The organism is Paenibacillus peoriae (assembly GCF_022531965.1).
Classification (GTDB): Bacteria; Bacillota; Bacilli; order Paenibacillales; family Paenibacillaceae; genus Paenibacillus; species Paenibacillus polymyxa_D.
Map to the genome: position 1 here is coordinate 5,518,547 of NZ_CP092831.1, position 18,090 is coordinate 5,536,636.

17 protein-coding genes are annotated in these 18,090 nt (G+C 46.7%); 6 read left to right on the forward strand and 11 right to left on the reverse strand.

The genetic code is table 11. The features are described from left to right. Positions 1-118: 118 nt before the first annotated feature. Positions 119-1,132, forward strand: a complete 1,014-nt coding sequence (locus MLD56_RS24470) for a substrate-binding domain-containing protein (protein WP_029518692.1) — start codon at positions 119-121, stop codon at positions 1,130-1,132. A gap of 122 nt (positions 1,133-1,254) precedes the next feature. Here the strand turns inward: MLD56_RS24470 and MLD56_RS24475 are convergent, their stop codons facing one another. Continuing rightward, on the reverse strand, positions 1,255-1,467 hold the full coding sequence (locus MLD56_RS24475; protein ID WP_025721956.1) for a cold-shock protein: 213 nt from the start codon (positions 1,465-1,467) through the stop codon (positions 1,255-1,257). A gap of 120 nt (positions 1,468-1,587) precedes the next feature. Continuing rightward, positions 1,588-2,103: a DUF2179 domain-containing protein gene (locus MLD56_RS24480; RefSeq protein ID WP_013312523.1), complete on the reverse strand. Its 516-nt coding sequence runs from the start codon at positions 2,101-2,103 to the stop codon at positions 1,588-1,590. A gap of 156 nt (positions 2,104-2,259) precedes the next feature. Here MLD56_RS24480 and MLD56_RS24485 point away from each other — a divergent pair, with 156 nt between their 5' ends. Together MLD56_RS24485 and MLD56_RS24490 are read left to right on the forward strand one after the other, a co-directional pair. After that, positions 2,260-2,436, forward strand: coding sequence for a CsbD family protein (locus MLD56_RS24485; protein WP_068939077.1), 177 nt, complete (start codon positions 2,260-2,262; stop codon positions 2,434-2,436). Between the two features lie 255 nt (positions 2,437-2,691). Further along, the gene (locus MLD56_RS24490; RefSeq protein WP_029518693.1) at positions 2,692-3,735 is read left to right on the forward strand and encodes a stalk domain-containing protein; all 1,044 of its coding nucleotides are present in this window, start codon (positions 2,692-2,694) and stop codon (positions 3,733-3,735) included. Positions 3,736-3,814: 79 nt separating this feature from the next. On the opposite strand, the gene MLD56_RS24495 is transcribed toward MLD56_RS24490, so the two are convergent. From MLD56_RS24495 to MLD56_RS24510, 4 genes are all read right to left on the reverse strand, one after another. After that, complete coding sequence (locus MLD56_RS24495; RefSeq protein WP_029518694.1) at positions 3,815-4,618, reverse strand: copper amine oxidase N-terminal domain-containing protein; 804 nt, start codon at positions 4,616-4,618, stop codon at positions 3,815-3,817. A gap of 191 nt (positions 4,619-4,809) precedes the next feature. Beyond that, complete coding sequence (locus MLD56_RS24500; protein ID WP_029518695.1) at positions 4,810-5,991, reverse strand: NAD(P)/FAD-dependent oxidoreductase; 1,182 nt, start codon at positions 5,989-5,991, stop codon at positions 4,810-4,812. A gap of 27 nt (positions 5,992-6,018) precedes the next feature. Beyond that, entirely contained in the window at positions 6,019-6,450 is a 432-nt protein-coding gene (locus MLD56_RS24505; protein WP_029518696.1) for a DUF1641 domain-containing protein, read from the reverse strand. A gap of 544 nt (positions 6,451-6,994) precedes the next feature. Beyond that, positions 6,995-7,822, reverse strand: coding sequence for an HNH endonuclease (locus MLD56_RS24510; protein ID WP_049817040.1), 828 nt, complete (start codon positions 7,820-7,822; stop codon positions 6,995-6,997). A 262-nt stretch (positions 7,823-8,084) separates the two neighbouring features. Between MLD56_RS24510 and MLD56_RS24515 the strand changes: the two genes are divergently transcribed. Further along, entirely contained in the window at positions 8,085-9,581 is a 1,497-nt protein-coding gene (locus tag MLD56_RS24515) for an alpha-amylase (RefSeq protein WP_029518697.1), read from the forward strand. Between the two features lie 64 nt (positions 9,582-9,645). Here MLD56_RS24515 and gpmA read toward each other — a convergent pair whose 3' ends face one another. The 5 genes from gpmA to MLD56_RS24540 all read right to left on the reverse strand — a co-directional run bounded on the left by gpmA (position 9,646) and on the right by MLD56_RS24540 (position 15,510). Beyond that, complete coding sequence (gene gpmA, locus MLD56_RS24520) at positions 9,646-10,395, reverse strand: 2,3-diphosphoglycerate-dependent phosphoglycerate mutase (protein ID WP_029518698.1); 750 nt, start codon at positions 10,393-10,395, stop codon at positions 9,646-9,648. Positions 10,396-10,531: 136 nt separating this feature from the next. After that, complete coding sequence (locus MLD56_RS24525) at positions 10,532-11,272, reverse strand: Bax inhibitor-1/YccA family protein (protein WP_029518699.1); 741 nt, start codon at positions 11,270-11,272, stop codon at positions 10,532-10,534. A 148-nt stretch (positions 11,273-11,420) separates the two neighbouring features. After that, complete coding sequence (locus MLD56_RS24530) at positions 11,421-11,708, reverse strand: hypothetical protein (protein WP_029518700.1); 288 nt, start codon at positions 11,706-11,708, stop codon at positions 11,421-11,423. Between the two features lie 242 nt (positions 11,709-11,950). After that, on the reverse strand, positions 11,951-14,245 hold the full coding sequence (locus MLD56_RS24535; protein ID WP_029518701.1) for a glycoside hydrolase family 2 protein: 2,295 nt from the start codon (positions 14,243-14,245) through the stop codon (positions 11,951-11,953). A gap of 200 nt (positions 14,246-14,445) precedes the next feature. Further along, positions 14,446-15,510 carry a LacI family DNA-binding transcriptional regulator gene (locus MLD56_RS24540; protein ID WP_029518702.1) on the reverse strand — a complete coding sequence of 355 codons (1,065 nt, stop codon included), beginning with the start codon at positions 15,508-15,510 and terminating at the stop codon, positions 14,446-14,448. 143 nt (positions 15,511-15,653) lie between these two features. Here MLD56_RS24540 and pepT point away from each other — a divergent pair, with 143 nt between their 5' ends. Beyond that, positions 15,654-16,889: a peptidase T gene (gene pepT / locus MLD56_RS24545; RefSeq protein WP_029518703.1), complete on the forward strand. Its 1,236-nt coding sequence runs from the start codon at positions 15,654-15,656 to the stop codon at positions 16,887-16,889. Positions 16,890-17,087: 198 nt separating this feature from the next. Continuing rightward, positions 17,088-17,924 (forward strand): methyl-accepting chemotaxis protein, encoded by an 837-nt coding sequence (locus MLD56_RS24550; protein ID WP_029518704.1) that lies wholly within the window; start codon positions 17,088-17,090, stop codon positions 17,922-17,924. The last annotated feature ends 166 nt before the right edge of the window (positions 17,925-18,090 follow it).

Genomic DNA, 18,090 nt, shown 5'->3' on the forward strand with positions numbered 1-18,090 from the left:
CCAGTCTTTGTATCTTTACAGGCAGCTAAGCTACTAATATATTCCCCCAGCATTTTGCATCCATTCTTTGGATTTAGGCAAGATGCTTATCTTTTTAAAATTGGAAGGCGGAACAGGAATGAAGAGCAACGTAACGATGCGGGATATTGCAGATAAGCTGGGAGTAAGCAGCGTGACCGTGTCGAAGGCGCTCAATGACAAGGATGGGGTTAGCGAGGAGCTAAAAGAGCGTATTAAGACGCTCGCGGGCGAAATGGGTTATCGTTTCAATACCGTTGCCAAGTCCATGAAGGAGGGCCTCACCTATAACATTGGTGTTGTCATTCCCGAACGTTTTACCGGCCCTGGCCAATCGTTTTATCTGCACATCTACCAGCAAATTTCACGGGCACTGGAGCCATACGGCTACTACGGCATCCTTCACATCCTCCATCGCGAAGACGAGGAACAGCTTAATCTGCCACGTATCTATTACGACCGTAAGGTGGACGGCTTCATTCTCCTGGGCCAAGTGAGCAAGCCATATATTGAGCTTGTACAAACCATGGAACTGCCCAAAATGTTTCTCGATTTTTATGATGAGCATGCCGATATCGACTCCGTGGTGACGGATAATTTTTACGGGGCCTACGAGCTGACCAACTATTTGATCGCCCAGGGACACCGGGATATTGCATATGTGGGCAACCTCTATTCCACCAGTAGTATTCAGGATCGTTTCCTCGGCTACTATAAATCCTTGCTGGAGCACAGGTTGCCTCTCCGTAACGAGTGGGTGCTCAGTGACCGGGACGACGAAGGCTCTTATGTTGAAATGGAGCTTCCTCAGCCGCTGCCGACTGCTTTTGTATGTAATTGCGATCAGGTCGCTCACAATCTGGTGCACAAGCTCATTGCTCTGGGATACCGCGTACCTGAAGACTGCTCTGTGGTCGGCTTTGACAATGATGTATACGCCACTCTTATTGTTCCGCAACTGACCACAGTCGGAGTAGACATCGAGCAGATGGCACGTACCGCAATTGATTCGATGATGAAAAAAATAAGCCATCCCGGCAGTCGCTTTGGTCGGGTCCTGGTGCAGGGTCATATTGTATATCGTGACTCCGTGCAGCCCATCGAGAGGCCATGATCATCAAATATTCCACAACCAAAAGCCGCTCAGCATGTCGCTGGAGCGGCTTTTGACGTTCATAAGTATTGCAGTGTGATCATCGTACTCACTTTCCATTGTGGATCTTGCAGAATCCTGGATTAGGAGCGCTGGGCGACAAAGGAATTGCCCGCCCGATTGAGAATCGGCAACATCCGCATTTCCTGCCCCATCGAGGCTTGGCAAAATGGACAAGCTGGCTCGTTCAAAAAGGTGAAATCCGTTCGCATCCAGCCATTGCAACCCTCATTTGTACACGACCAAATAGCCGTATTTTCCTCTGGAATGATTTCCGGGGCCTGGCGTCTGTACATCTATATCCCCCCTCGGTTTTTTATAGGGTAATATCCCCTGTCGGCTTACTGTTAATTCCAACCTGTGCGGGTATTAATATGCTCCAAGCTCCAAAAAATATGCGCAATTTACCAAAATGTTTATTTACGGATAGCCTTGGTCCAGAAGCCGCCATGAAATTGCTTCGGCTCTACCGTAATGACAAAAGCCTTAGGGTCCAGCTCCAGAATGGACTGATACAGCCTATTCTGGTTTTTCCGTTTAGCCAAAATTTCCATCACCAGGCGCTCTCCATCACGCCCACTGCCCAGCCAGGCTGTAACGCCGTATCCTTTGTCCCGCAGCGCATTGGCAATTCCTCCATTAATCTCATTGCTGATCACCTTAACAGTGACATAACCAAGCGCTATTTTTTCCTCAATCCATGCTCCAATCAGAATACCCAATGCATAGCCAATGGCGTATACCGCAAGACTTGCCACTTGATCCAGATACTTAAGCACAACATTCAAGCCCAATACATAGACCGTAACTTCTACGGTGCTAATGAGCGCAGCAATGTACTTCTGTCCTTTCAGCGTCAGAATCATGCGCAGTGTATACGCCGATACGTAAATAATTTGAATAACGAGAATAAATAATAAAATTTTGAGCATGCGCTCACTCCCCACTTCACGTTCTGATTTAACCCGTATCCAACATTATACCCCCGTCTGTGATATACAGCCTCTGGTTTCGTATTACCCTTGCTCGGGTAATGACTAACTACAGCATGCTGAATGAAAGTTCGATCACATAAGGAGGGCTTCAACATGAAGGATAACGGAATTAGCGATAAAATCAAAGGTAATGTGAACAAAGCCAAAGGTGAAATCAAGGACCAAATCGGAAACGCTACCGATAATAAATCCCTTCAAGCCGAAGGTAAACTGGATAAGGCCAAAGGCCATCTTCAGGAAACAGCAGGCAAACTGAAGGACGGCAAATAATCCTGAATGGATAACTTCGGCGCACTGTTTTACCTACAAGTCTCGCTGTCTTGTGCAGCGGGCTTGTTTTGTGTTGTTCGGATACTTTTGGAAAAACTTTTGCGCAAACAGGGCAACTTTTATGGTTGCTGTTGCGTCTAACCAATATAAGCACAACCTATAATGACTCTCCAAGCTGTTGGATTTTGTAGGCATTAATGTTACTCTAGTCTATGAACCAGGCTATAATTCTTAAATAAAGGGGTAGACCAACGAATGAAATCACTGAAATCTATCAAAAAACCTGTCATCATCACTGCCGTATCCGCCTTGGCCATATCCGGGGCTCTTTTCAGCCAATCCACATATGCCGCACAAGTGACTAAGCCGATCCAAGCAGTATATAACAATATCAAAATTATCTACAACGGAACCGAGGTTCCTACTGATGCCAAAACAGAACCGTTCCTGCTGGATGGCGTAACGTATATCCCACTGAAGCTGGCAGGTACAGCTTTGGATAAAAAAGTAACATGGGATGGAACAAACAAACGCGTAGTCATTGCTGACAACGGCGTTCCTATTGATCAATCTACAGTTACGGCGCTGAACAACCAGATTACGACGCTGACTCAAGAGCTCAACACAGCGAAAGCAGCAAACACGACGAAAGACGCTACCATTGCTCAATTGCAAAAAGACAACCAGACGCTAAAAGATGAAGCAAGCAAAAATAGCTCTAGCTCCTTGAAGGATCTTCAAAAGAAGCTGAACGATGATCACAGCGATGACTACAGCACCAACTCGGATATCACGTTGGATGGTAACAAAAGCGATATTACGGTGACCATCGAAATGACGAAATCTAGATGGACTGACCTAACCAGCAGCAGAAAGGAAACCTTCCTCGAAGACATCGGTGAAGATATTTTGAAAGAGTATAAAGATGCCGATATAGAGGGTACGGTTAAAAACTCCAGTAACAGGGATAAAATGGCAACCTTTACAATCAACAGCAGAGGTAAGGTTTCTTTGAGGGATGTAGCTTCTTCTCTGGATGCAAGTACGATCCAACGTAACTTGTCCGATAGATATGGCACCTATAATGGAGTCGGCTTTGATTTCACCGTAAGAGGCGACAGCAATGAAGCTATCGTCGAGGTTTATGTAAATTCGGATGACTGGAATAAACTTTCGAACAATCAAAAAAACAACCTGACAGATGGCGTTACTGATTATCTTAAAGATAAACAGTCTGTATCCAAAGTCGTTGGATATGTACGTAATAAAGGAAACAATAGTCAAATCATTACCTTCTAAGATTAATCTCTCAAAAAAAGCGACAAAGGCCCTTAAGCCTTTGTCGCTTTTTTGTGATGTACAAGCAACATATATTCCACTACTCAATCAATCTGCCTACAGAAGTAATATATTTTATATAGTCTTTATCCGCATCGGTTGTATCGATATTTCTCGTATAAACCAAATTACCAGGAGTGGTGGTTTTCACTTTGTAAAACATACTGGGTCTAGAATAAGGATTTACACTATAGGTCCCTTTGCTATAAACAATCATAGGATTAAAGTCAATTTGCTTGAAGGCGGGCGATAAGTCGCTCTTATAAGTAGCATGAATATTCAATACATCCTTCTTTTTATCCCAGTCAAAAGAAGTAAGATCAAACGCGTTCGCGTCAATGACTTGGGCCAAGTCTTGTCCCTTAAACCTCATAAGAACTGGACTTTCCGTAAAGCTATCATGTCTTAGTTTCAATAAGCCTCGTTTGGAATCCCACTCCATCTTCGCATCTGTATCTTTCAACAAAATGGATACCGGTAAAAACATTGTGTTACTTAGCATGATAGGGACTGTGTCCATTTTCACCGGCTCACCATTAACCGATATTTCGGTTGATCCGATCATAGCTGTTACATTACGGCCCAACAGATCAACCGAAGCGGTTTTGTTCGCTGCATTATAAGTTATTTTGCCGTCCAGTATATCCTCAGCCGCTTGGAGCGGTATAAGCAGTCTCCCCTTCTTATCCACAAAAGGTGATGCAGGGTAGGTGTATAAAACGTAATGATCATTGACCTTCAGGTGTATGGGCGTTTGTCCTTGAGCTTGAGCAGATACCAAATTCATGTTTGTAGCACCAAAACTTAATACAATCATAAGGCTGATTAATAACCTGATTTTCATAATGCCCTCCTCGTATTGTTCGTTACTAGTGTACTGCCACAGAAATATCAGATCAACCATAATTTTCAACATATATCCAAAAATACACATGACATTTTACATATACTGGTTTATAATGGATTAAACTGCAAAACAAAAAGAGAGCACAGAATTGCACTCTCTTTGGATAAAGCATATAAAAGTAGGAAATATTAATAGGCCAATGCAAAAAGTCCTTTGATGTGGGACAAGTAACGGATGTTACTGCCTTCCTTCATCAAAGTGGCTACAGCGCCTTTCAGTTGGGTGCCATTCGCGCCTACAGTGCCGATCGCGTCTGTTCTGCCCAAGCTGCCCAGTGTACCGGAGAATACTGGTGTAAAGCTTTCCATTTTCGCCCCGTTGAAATAAGCGAAGATGTTGTAACCAACTAATTCGCCCATTTGCCAAGCCAACTGTGCCGTTGGAGGGTATGGACGCTCGCCTTCAGCCGGGAACACCACTGCGCTGTCGCCAGCGAGGAAGATGTCTTCGTGAGAAGTCGATTGCAGTGCACTATTCACAGTTGCACGACCACGGTTTACTTCGATACCAGATGCGCCAACCAGTGCATTACCTTGTACGCCGCCTGTCCAGATCAGTGTGTTCGTTTTGATCGAACGTCCGTCTTTCAGGAGAACTTCGTCAGCTTTCATTTCTGTAATCGGAACACCCGCTACGATTTGAACGCCACGTTTTTCAAGGCTTGTTACGGCACGATCAACCAGTGGTTGAGGGAAGCCTGCCAAAATAGATGGTCCAGCTTCTACGCAATACAAGTTGATATCTTCGTAGTTGATACCTTTTTCGCGACAAATTGCAGGCAATTTGTCAGCATATTCGCCCACCAGCTCAACGCCAGTCAGACCGCCACCACCGATAACAATTGTAGCGTCCGCTTGGTTACCGGATTGCTTGTAAGCATCCAGACGAGCTTCCACATGTGCGCGAATGCGATTGGCTTCTGCCACGGATTTCAGCGTGAAGCTATGCTCTTGCAGTCCTGGAATACCGAAGTAAGCCGTTTCACTGCCGAGGGAAATAACGAGAGCGTCATAGCTCAATGTAGCACCACTGGCCAGGGTTACTTTTTTATCGTCAGGCTTAATTTCAGAAACCGTATCCACTTTCAGGATAATTTCTTTGTTACGCAGCAGTTTTTCCAAAGGAAGCGCCACAGCTTTTTCGGCAATTGTACCTGCCGCTAAACGGTGCAGTTCCGTAATAATTTGGTGCGACGCAAAGCGGTTAACCACTGTAATGGTTGCTTGACTAGCGTCCATATGCTGGCGTGCTGTAAGAGCGGCCAGCAATCCGCCGTATCCGCCGCCCAAGATCAAAATTTGCTTCGACATGTCCATCCTCCGTTCTCGATCAGGTAATTATTTGCTTTCGCGTTGGCGCTCATTCAGAATATCCAGGAAAGCCTGGCTGAAACGCAGCGTTTTTTGTACATTCGGATCTTTAAGCATTTTGAGCAGGCCGAACAGACCTACACTGCCATCCGTAGTTTGTACACGGTCATTTGCTTCAATCGCAGCAGAAGCCAATCCTTTAGCCGATTCTGTTACAGGCTTCACAAACTCTCCCATGGAGTTTTTCATATCTCCGATAAAGACAGGGTCAGTTGCCAGACTGCGAGCTACATCATAAGCGTCGGTCATCAAAGTAACCATCTCAGTCAACTTTGGCAGATTCTCTACCAGTACGGTCAGCGATTGCTGAACCTCCGGTTTCATCAATTGGTCCAGTACATCCCGAGACTCTTTGGTAGCTTCTTGTGTTACTGCCACCTCTTGTTGGTTTTCAGACATGCGTGAACGTCCTCCTTTACTGTGAAAATAGAAGTCCATCCTCTCTCGTAACCTGTATCCATAAACTCTAGCAATAAAACGTTCATTGAATTCACGCCCTTAAACATACAAGAAGCACAGCTTAAACCGGCCTATACCCTAAAGGGCAAGACTGATTTATCGCAGATGCCAATTGTATATTGCTCAGACGTTATTCTGTTGTTACTGCTGCGGAATATCTCACGAAGCGTTCCTTCGTGACTACAACAGGCCGAAACGGAACCCTATACCTCTATATTACACCTTTCACAACACAATCGTCGAAGAAATTTTAAATTTGCACAAATTTCTGCAAATTTTTTATTGTTATTTTAGATAAAAATTAGAATAAGCTCGATTTTTGTCCAAGTTTCCCTTGAAAAAGGGTCATTTTAGACTAGAGGAGGGTAATAGAGAGCGTACGTTTCAGTTCGATTATATGAAAATAACCCAAAATATATTCATACAGAGGCCCGATCATCGCCACTTGTGGGTCGGGCGAACAAGCTGCATTGGCAGAATCGCCCTACCTACGTAGGGTGTCTTCAGAAGCATCAGGAATATCAGGTGGTTCGAAATCATCAGGAGACGGCTGTGGCACACCAGACTCAATGAACTCATCTACATCGCGGGCAGCCTTAACTTGATTGCATTCATTGCAAGCACATACACAATTGACTGGCGTCGTGTGGCCCCCTTTTGCCCGAGGCAGTAAATGATCAATCGTGTCACCGTAGCCCCCGCAAAAGAAACAAGTATAGCGGTCACGCTTAAGCACATATTGGCGAAATTCCTTGTTGCTATACAGTCTGCGCACGGTGTAAGGATTAACAATCACCGCCATACGCTCTCTGACCAGGGTCATGGCCAGATCAAGCTCAATCTCTTGATGCCAGCGTCTCCCCTGATCGGTTTTACCTCTTAGCCGAATCATGCCATTACGATTGAGCCGCAACGCCCGAGTATCCGCAGGCTTCAGCCTGCTAAGCAGATGCCGAACCCGTTGCCGATGGCGCTCGCGTGCTTTATCCGTGACCGGCTTCCTGCGGGGGCGCTGTGCCTCCATAGGTAGTGACGCCTCCAGGCTGTGCACAGCCGTATTTGCTTCAAGGCTATGTTGCGTCACGGGAGCAGCCGAGAGGTTCGCTTCCTCGCCGGAAGGAGCGGACGTAGCCGCACGTTCTTGCGGGGCCAACCCCCGGCAGGAACGGCAAGGACCACGCCGGGAATAAGGACCCGCCCGGCGACCCGTTCTGCGCTGAAAGTCCGTTAAAGGTTTCATCTCCTGACAATACGTACATTTTTTTATCAGCGCTTTGCTCGTTTCATCCTTATTCTGCTGCGGTTCTGTCACGTCCACCCCTCCTTTCTTCTATTGCTCGCGCTCCACGGTTTGCCCAAAACCCGAACTATTGTTAAGTTAGATTCATTTTACCGTTTTCACGTTCCCTTTTCTAGCTATTGAGACATTATGAACACTCAGGTATAACAAATTTTAATGATTTAGCATACGTTATACAGCGATCCTTGTTCTTCATTCAGCATCATATTGACCGTCTGACGTTTAGCCCCCCTCACTTGGTGGGTAACTTGTTATATATAAAGGAGGGACGCACATGAAAAGGAACCATACGATGATGCAATTTTTCGAGTGGAATGTCGAAGCTGACGGTTCTCACTGGAAGAAGCTTGCCCGCCTGGCACCGGAACTGAAGGCCAAAGGAATTGACGCGATATGGATTCCACCTGTCACCAAAGGCCAGTCGCCCGAGGATACGGGATACGGCGTCTATGACCTTTACGATCTGGGCGAGTTTGACCAAAAAGGCGCGGTGCGCACCAAATACGGAACCAGGGAAGACCTGCTGGAAGCTGTTGCTGCCTGCGTTCGTCACGGTGTGGCCGTCTATGTCGATCTGGTCATGAACCATAAAGCTGGTGCGGATGAAACCGAAGTATTCAAGGTCGTCGAGGTCAACCCGGATAACCGCAATGAGGTCATTTCCGAGCCCTTTGATATCGAAGGCTGGACTAAATTTACATTCCCCGGCCGACAAGGGAAGTATTCCACATTTCAATGGAACTTTGAACATTTTAACGGAACCGATTACGATGCGAGCCAGGACCGGACAGGAATCTATCGTATTTTAGGTAAAAATAAAAGCTGGAGCGAAAATGTAGATGATGAATTCGGCAATTATGATTATTTAATGTTCGCCAATATTGACTATAATCATCAGGATGTGCGCAAAGAGATGATCCGCTGGGGCAAATGGCTGGTGGACACTCTGCAATGCAACGGATTCCGTCTGGATGCAATCAAGCATATTAATCATGAATTTGTACGAGAGTTTGCTACAGAAATGATTAAAAAACGCGGGCAGGATTTTTATATGGTAGGCGAGTTTTGGAAACCGGATCTGGAATCATGTCAAAAGTTCCTGGATACCATTGATTATAAAATCGACCTGTTTGACGTATCCCTCCACTACAAACTACATAGCGCTTCCTTGGGTGGCAAGGATTTCGATCTAAGCACCATTTTCGAGGATACGCTGGTTCATACCCATCCCCTGAACTCGGTTACTTTTGTCGATAATCATGATTCCCAGCCGCACGAAGCGCTCGAATCCTGGGTGGAGGACTGGTTTAAGCCCAGCGCCTATGCACTTATCTTGCTGCGCAAGGACGGTTATCCCTGCGTGTTCTACGGCGATTACTACGGTATTCAGGGGCAAACGCCCGTGAAAGGCAAGCAAGCTGAGCTAGACCCGCTACTATATGCCCGGTACCATAAAGCTTATGGTGAGCAAAAAGATTATTTCGATGATCCTCATACGATTGGATGGGTTCGTCAAGGCGTGCCTGAGTTGGAAGGCTCCGGATGTGCTGTGGTGATCACCAACGCAAATGACGGGGAAAAGCGCATGTTCGTAGGTAAACAACGTGCAGGGGAAGAATGGATAGATTTGACCGGGCATCACGATCATATCGTAAAGATCGGGCAGGATGGCTACGGCATATTTCCCGTTCGTGCCGGCAGTGTGTCGGTGTGGGCACTTCCCGCAGAGGAAGACAGCCAGGAATCAGAAGAAGAAGAAGCGAACGCTTAATCTATACCCAACACAAAGAGGACAGGATGCGAGGAAGCGCCCTGTCCTCTTTGTGTATGAAAACTCACTCCGTTACCTTGCTTTGGTTGGCCACAGCCTGCTTCTTAGCCTCTACATGACTCGGATCACCGAGATAAAAGCGCCGGATGGGATCTATATGCTCATCCAGCTCATACACCAGCGGAATACCTGTCGGAATATTCAAATCCAGCAATGCGGTTTCGTCCAGATTCTCCATATACTTGATTAAAGCCCGCAAAGTGTTACCATGTGCAGAAATGATAACTCGATCCTTTTTGAGAATCAAAGGTACAATCCGCTGCTTCCAAAACTCGCCGACCCGATGCACTGTGTCCTCCAGACTTTCCCCAAGCGGCAGCTCTTCTGGCTTAATATTGCGATAACGCTCTTCCCGATGCGGACTCCGCTCGTCTTTCTCATCCAGCATGGGGGGCCGCACTGTCAGGCTACGCCGCCAGATATGAACCTGCTCCTCGCCGTATTCAACGGCAGAATCCAGCTTGCTAAGCCCCTGAAGAGCACCGTAATGGCGTTCATTCAGCTTCCATGACTTCTGCACAGGTATCCACAGATGATCCAGTTCATCCAAGATGTGATACAACGTGCGGATAGATCGTTTTAGCACAGAGGCAAATGCCAAATCAAACGTATAACCAGCCTCCTTGAGAATACGTCCCGCCTCAATGGCCTCATGAGTCCCTTGTTCAGTCAGGTCCACGTCCGTCCAGCCCGTAAACAGGTTTTGTCGGTTATACACGCTTTCTCCATGCCTAACCAGCACTACTTGATACATGTACTCACTCCTCTCCTGTCTGTCTTAATGTTTTACCCAACTTCTATGTATTTAACGTAAAATGCAATTTTTAAACCGTCTATTTAAAATACAAAAAAGGACGGCATTCAGCCATCCCTTTCTTCTCACCCTGCACTTAGTCCCTCTTACTGAACTTGGCCAACAGGTCCAAAATCCGTACATACAGCCATACTAGAGTCACCAGCAATGCAAAAGCACCATACCACTCCATGTATTTGGGTGCGCCTTGATCTGCTTGCTCTTCAATGAAATTAAAATCCACCAGCAGATTTAAAGCCGCAATGATCACGATAAATAAACTGATGCCGATGCCCAGCCAACCTGTTTCATGGATATACGGAACATTCATACCGAAAAAGTTCAACATAAAATCAACCAGCGTCACCAGAAAAATTGCCATTGTACATAGGACAACGAATGAGATAAAGCCGCGTGTCACCTTGATGATTCGCTGTGTGTACATAAAGAGCATCAAGAACAAGATACCCACAGTCAGCAAAATGGCATTGGCCACAATCCCAGGGTACTCATACTCCATAAAAGCTGAAACGCCACCCAAAGCAAAACCACTCAGAATCGCATATACAGGAGAGAGTAATGGCGCCGTTTTTGGAAAAAAGGATATCGCAAGTGCTACGCCTGCCATACCAATAAATCCTGCCGTCAGCAAAGATAGCACCTCTACAGTTCCTTCATAGGTCATGTACCAGGTAATACTGCCAGAGACGATGAGCAGAACCAGCAGAAGCAACGTTTTGTTCACCGTTCCTCCAATGGTCATGCGTTGTTCACTAGCTTCTCTTTCATCTTCGCGCAAAAAGATGTCATCACGTAAAACCGGATTGCTAAAGCTCATACAGGGTACTCCTTTTCGATGTTGTTGTTTGCTATGCTATATGTATATATCGGCACAATATGAAAAAAGTTTCAGAAAATTTCAAACAAAAAAAGCTCTAACCTTGCCTTTCGGCAAAGCTAGAGTTAGAGAGTCAGGTCGTTACAAGTTAGAAATCAGATGTAGCAATTTGGATTGTACCTGTTACTGCTCCAACTGGAGTCGCCTGAAGAGCAGCTACCAGCAGCAAAGCAACTTCTAACGTTAGACTGTTGCCCGCCGGGATAACATAAGTGATCACAGGAGCATTGACACGGGTAACCACAAGATCAACCGGATTGGCACCCGTATTATTCACGGTAATTGTAGCATTATTACCGCCTCTCAGGTTTTCAAAAAAGGACTTACCCACACCAGCAGCAAGATTGTAGAATTGCGAAGGTAAAAGAATCGCCATAGTTTTCACCTCCCTTGCTTTTGATAGTGTATTCTATGCTTCCAATCTATGAACGTAACGTTAAGTGACTCAGTAATAAGACACAATTTAAAAGACTCATAGATTAACGTACCCTATATATGTAAAAAGGAGTTGCCCTCTCAGATCCTTTACAGAATCTGCGGACAACTCCTTTTTTAAATAATGGAAGGCTCAAACGTTATAAAAAGTGGCTAGTAGGATTGTATGTTGCCTTTGCTTCATTATTGCACGTGAAGGCTCAATTCCTGCGGACCGAAACGGGAAGGCGCAGAGACCTTCACACGAATTTGTCCAGCCTCCCCCTTCGACCGAATCCAGAATGCAATACGTCCTCCAATCAGAGATAAGCTCGAAGGACCGATCAATTCACCCACTCCCTCGACCTCCACCGAAACGGGATCTGCATAGAACGGCAATACATTGCCGTATTCGTCCAGAGCATCGACTACCACTCGAGTGACATCCCAATCGCCGGCTTCCAGCACTGTATCGTCTGCAGCTACGCGCAGCTCTGTCGGCACCGGATTACGTGAATAGTATCTACGTATTACTTCTTGCCCATTTACGTACCCAATGAATACAGCGTCTTCCCACTTCATGCCCCAGTGGCCTGTCAACTCGTCGATCACGACAGGGGGGTGAGGAAGCGCTGGGTACTTCTCTCGGTTCGGACGATAAACACCTTTGCGCTCATGACCGTAGATGAACTCCACCTCATCGCAATTGGTGAACACGACCAGCGGCACGATGCCTCCGATATTCCGCTCGCCACGCGACCAGTAAGTGACCGGCTCCATAACGACTTCCTGTTCGACGTTCTTCTGGCTCCGGTACACGCTCGCTGCAAATTTAGGCAGGCGGAACATATCCATGACACCGTGGTAGCAGATTTTATCACCGGAACCAAAATCAGCATGCGTGTTATAGTCAAAAGCACACCAGCCAATCGCTCCGGCAATGCCCTCATCGGCATAGGAAGCATTTTGGACCCGCGTATGGCGCAGTGCATGCTCCATTACCCGTTCCTCCTGGTCAAAACGCTTGGTCGGGTACATATGCCCGTTATATTCCGTTACCAGATAAGGGACCGGATGATCCAGCTTTGTAACGAGAGAAGGCTGGCGCAAGCCTGTCGTTTCGCCATCTACGCCTTCTGTATCGTCATACGTATCAAAATTGCGGATTTCCTTCGCCAAATATTTTTTGTGCCCACCATCATGAACAAAATCATTTATCGTATATACGTCTTCCAGCAGCTCACTGCCTACAATATAACGCACACCACCCGTAGCACGGGTCGGATCTAGCTTTCGTGCCAGCTCATTGGTACGCGTGTACAGATCATGATCATCCTGCGACTCATTAATTCGTACGCCCCAGATGACGATGGAGGGATGATTACGATCACGGATAATCATGTCCTCGACGTCCCTCACCGCCTGGTCCTTCCACGCTTCACCGCCAATATGCTGCCAACCCGGAATCTCTTCGAAAACGAGCAATCCGATCTCATCACAGCGGTCTAGAAAATGACGGGACTGAGGGTAGTGGGATGTCCGTACCATATTCAGCCCCAGCTCCTCCTTGAGCACATCTGCATCACGACGCTGCGCTCTTTTGGGCATAGCATAGCCAACGTACGGATAGGATTGGTGACGGTTCAGGCCGAGCAGCTTGATCTTCCGCCCGTTCAAGTAAAAACTGTCCGGCTGAAATTCGGCCTCGCGGAAGCCAAAGCGCACGGTCACCTGATCCAACTCTTCTCCGCCTCGTAGCAGCGTCAGCTTCGCTTCATATAGCTTGGGACTATCTATATCCCAAAGCTGCAGGTCGCCCAGCTCTTTCAGCTCCAGCGTTACTTCTGCCGCCGTCACCGCTGTCAGCTCGGTCTCCGCCTTCACGCTCGCTCCGTCCAGCAGTTGCAGCGCGACCGTCAAGTCGTCCTGCTGATCGCCGATGCCCTCCAGCTCCACGACTAAGCGCACCGCCTTATTTGCCGCAAGCGGCTCCGGTGTCTGAACGAATACCGTTCCGAGGTGTACAGGCTCCACTATTCGCAGCTGCACTTCGCGGTAAATACCGCCGTAGGTCAGATAGTCGATGACTGCCCCAAAGGGAGGGATGTCGTCCCGTTCCGTGGAATCGACAATGACCGTGAGCACATTGGAGCCACCATACTCGGCAAGTTCGGTCAATTCAACGCTGAACGGTGTATATCCACCTTTATGCTCCCCCGCTTTTACCCCGTTTAGATATACCTGGGCATAGGTCATGACTCCTTCAAAATCAACATACACTCGCTTACCTTTGGCATCTGCCGGAATGTCCAGCTCTCTTTTATACGTAGAAATAAACTGAAATGCCTTGTCGTCAAAATAATTGTACGGCAGCTCTACATTCGTGTGCGGCAGCTGAACTGGCTCATACCGACTCGCATCAATGCCTGCGCTTACTTCGCTCTCGACATATTCAGGAAGGTAAAACCATTGGTCATTCAACGGCAAAATGGTACGCATGGGCAGTCACCTCAACCTTTTATTTTTCACTCTTATACCATAGTAAAATATTTGAGTAAAAATAATGAGTAAAACTTAGTAAAATAAATATATGTTAAATGTAAGCATTTACAAGACAATTGTCAATCCATTTTTGTATCTTTTTACAATCAAAAAAACAGCCCCGGAAGGCAGGGCTGTCCAAATCCATAACGTTGATTTTATTGGGCATCGGTATGTAGCGGCGCACTGCTGTTGCGAATCATTAGCTCGGTCGGAATGATGACCTTGCGCCCTACCTCGTTGGGACCGTTGCGTACCGTATGCAGCAAGAACTGAACACCCGTTTCTCCCATCAGTTCGGTATGTGTTTTGACCGTTGACAGAGATGGGGTCAAATATTCCGCTGTCGGAATATCATTGAAGCCAACAATGGAGATCCGTTCCGGCACCGCAAGGTGATGCCGCTCCAGTGCCTTTAACACCCCAATAGCCACCGAATCGCTCGCAACAAAGAAAGCTGTAGGCAGATTTTCGGGTCCTGCCAGAATAGCCGCTTCCATCGCACGGAAGCCGTCTGCCGCCGTTCCGCCGCACACATGAATATCATTTGACGTGCACAGCCTGTGCTGTTCCTGATACCGCAAAAATGTCTCATAGCGGGCATCTAGCTCGACTCGTTCGGAATCATGGGACTGCTCATCCTTGCCCATGCCAACATATCCGATGTGACGATGGCCTGCGCCCATCAAATAATCCAGTGCATCAGCTGTAGCGCGAGCAAGGTCAATGACCACATAGTCTGCCCCTGTGCGCTCTACCGAATGATCCAGAAAAACGCAAGGAATGGGCAGTTCCAGCATACGTTCTACCTCTTCGCTGCTAAAATGCCCCAGCACGATCAGCCCATGCAGCCCTTCGGATGACGCCTTCAGCGCAGTCAGGTCCTCTCTTCTGAAAATACGCTCCAGCTGTGCCCCGCTTTGGCGGCACTCTTTTTCCACGCCAAACCGGATAGACAGATAATAAGGGTCTTCCAGTTCCTCGTACACGCTAAACCAGTGCACCATACCCAACCGGATGGGTCCCTCCGCCTTCTTGCGGGGCTGACGACCAATACCGCCATTTTTACGTTTAACAGTCGTATATTTCATACGCTCGGCAACCTCAAAAATTTTGCGCCGCGTTTCCTCTGATACAGACAGTGTCTCATCATAATTTAGCACTCGGGAGACCGTGGATATCGAAACCTCTGCCTCCTGGGCGATATCTTTTAACGTAGGCATTGCAGACTCCTTTAAGATTTTACTCTATTTTTACTTTTATTTTACTATTATCCCTAAAAGGTTCAACCATTTTTTTCATATTATAAGCCTAATCATGATAAAATACCTACCATAATAGAAATGACACCAAGGAGGATATCCACATGAAACAGGAACTGATTGACCGCCTGACTACCTATGTTCAGGTAGATACCCAATCTGATGAAAGCAGCCACACTTGCCCCACTACACCTGGACAGCTTACATTGGGCAACCTTTTGGTGGACGAATTGAAAGCCATTGGTATGACAGACGTAACCATTGATGATCATGGTTATGTGATGGCAACCCTTCCTTCCAATACGGATAAAGTGGTTCCCGTCATCGGTTTTCTCGCTCACCTCGATACGGCTACCGAACTGACTGGTGCAGGGGTAAAGCCGCAATTGACGGAAAACTATGATGGGGGCGATATCACGCTGAATGCTTCGCTTGGTGTGGTTCTTTCTCCACGTGAGTTTCCCGAACTGACTCAATATAAAGGCCACACCCTGATCACAACAGATGGTACCACCCTGCTCGGTGCAGACAACAAAGCCGGGATCGCAGAAATCATGACAGCTATCCACTACCTGATTGACCATCCAGAAATTCAACATGGCAAAATTCGCGTTGCTTTTACACCGGACGAAGAGATTGGGAGAGGACCGGAACGCTTTGATGTAGCCGCTTTTGGCGCTGAATATGCCTATACGGTAGACGGCGGACCGCTCGGAGAACTGGAGTATGAGAGCTTTAACGCCGCAGCCGCCCATATTACCATTCACGGTGTGAATGTGCATCCTGGTACGGCTAAAAACAAAATGATTCACGCTGCCAAAATCGCTATGGAGCTGCACAGTCGGTTACCTGCAAACGAAGCCCCGGAATATACAGACGGATATGATGGCTTCTATCATCTCTTGGATTCTACAGGCACCGCAGAACAAGCTAAACTGTACTATATTATCCGTGATTTTGACCGCGAGAGCTTTGAAAACCGGAAAGCTTATTTAACAAATGTAGTCAAAGAGCTGCAGGCCGCATATGGAGAAAACCGTATTGCGCTGGAGCTGAGAGATCAATATTACAACATGAAAGAGAAAATAGAGCCAGTCAAGCATATCGTCGATGTCGCTTATGAAGCAATGACAAAGCTGAATATCGAACCCATTATCAAGCCGATCCGTGGCGGTACAGACGGTTCACAGCTATCCTACATGGGACTGCCTACACCGAATATTTTTACAGGTGGGGAGAACTACCACGGTAAGTTTGAATATGTGTCGGTGGACAACATGGTGCTCGCTACCAAGGTTATTGTGGAAATCGCACAACTGTTCGAGCAACGCGGCAAGTGAACTACCTATACGCAGCACTGACACGTTCAGATTAAATAGAAGGCATATCGTTTCGTAATGGAAATGGTATGCCTTTTTTTCTGATGCTTTCACTTCCTTAAAGATTCAATATCTTTATAACTTTTATCCATCTTTAGACCGACAACTATATACGAGACTATAAAAAATATACCTAGTAAAGAAAGGTAGGTTATCTATTTGAATACAATAGATGCATTAATTGCAGCCATTCCCTACATACAACAGATCATGCGTGAGAAAGTGACCCTTGCTCTCTTCAACCGAACTCATGTCCTTATGTATACCCAATCGGAGGGTATGGACCTCGGCTTTGAAACAGGCTCGGAGCTACTCGAGGACTATAAGAATTTTGCCATGCTTAAAAATGGACGTGAGACCAGCCTGACCCACATTCCTGCTGAAATTCTAGGTTTTCCTCTGGATATGATCAGTATTCCTGTATTGGACGAGAAAGGTGAAGTCATTGCAGCATTTGCGGCCTCTTATAATTTGACTAACAAAAATCAACTGGATCAATTCGTATCCGAGAACCGCTCCATCACCGAGCAGCTCATTGATATGGTACAGCATGTAGCAGCTCATTCCGAGGAACTTCAGGCAACCAGTGAACAAATTTTGAAAAACACCCAAATCGCTGTGCAAAACTCGGGTAAAATCAATCAGGTAGCTGTGTTCATCAAGGAAATTTCCGATCAAACCAACCTGCTTGGATTGAATGCAGCGATTGAGGCCGCGCGTGTCGGAGAAGCAGGAGCAGGCTTTGGTGTCGTCGCTCAAGAGGTGCGCAAGCTATCCGTAGAATCCAAAAAGGCGACGGTCGATATTGAAGGGGCCCTTAAGGATGTACAGAACTCCATTCATCAAATGGAGCAGGAAATTGAGCAAATTGTTTCTTCTTCTCAAGAGCAGGCGACTCTGGTAGGCTCTTTCACTGAAGTGATGGACCGTATGCAAAAGGCGAGTGAAACGATGCAACATCTGGCCAATAGCCTGACTTCGTATGTCGTAAAATAAATTTTGGCATAAAAAAGGGAGCACACGGATCGCAAAATGCGTAAAAGTGTGCTCCCTTTATGTACAAAAGGCCTATCGGGCTTAAGGATCTAAATCTGAAACTCAAGCAGGATAAGAAAAAGAAAAAACACCATGATTTGAAGGAATCACGGGGTCTAACCCTCCC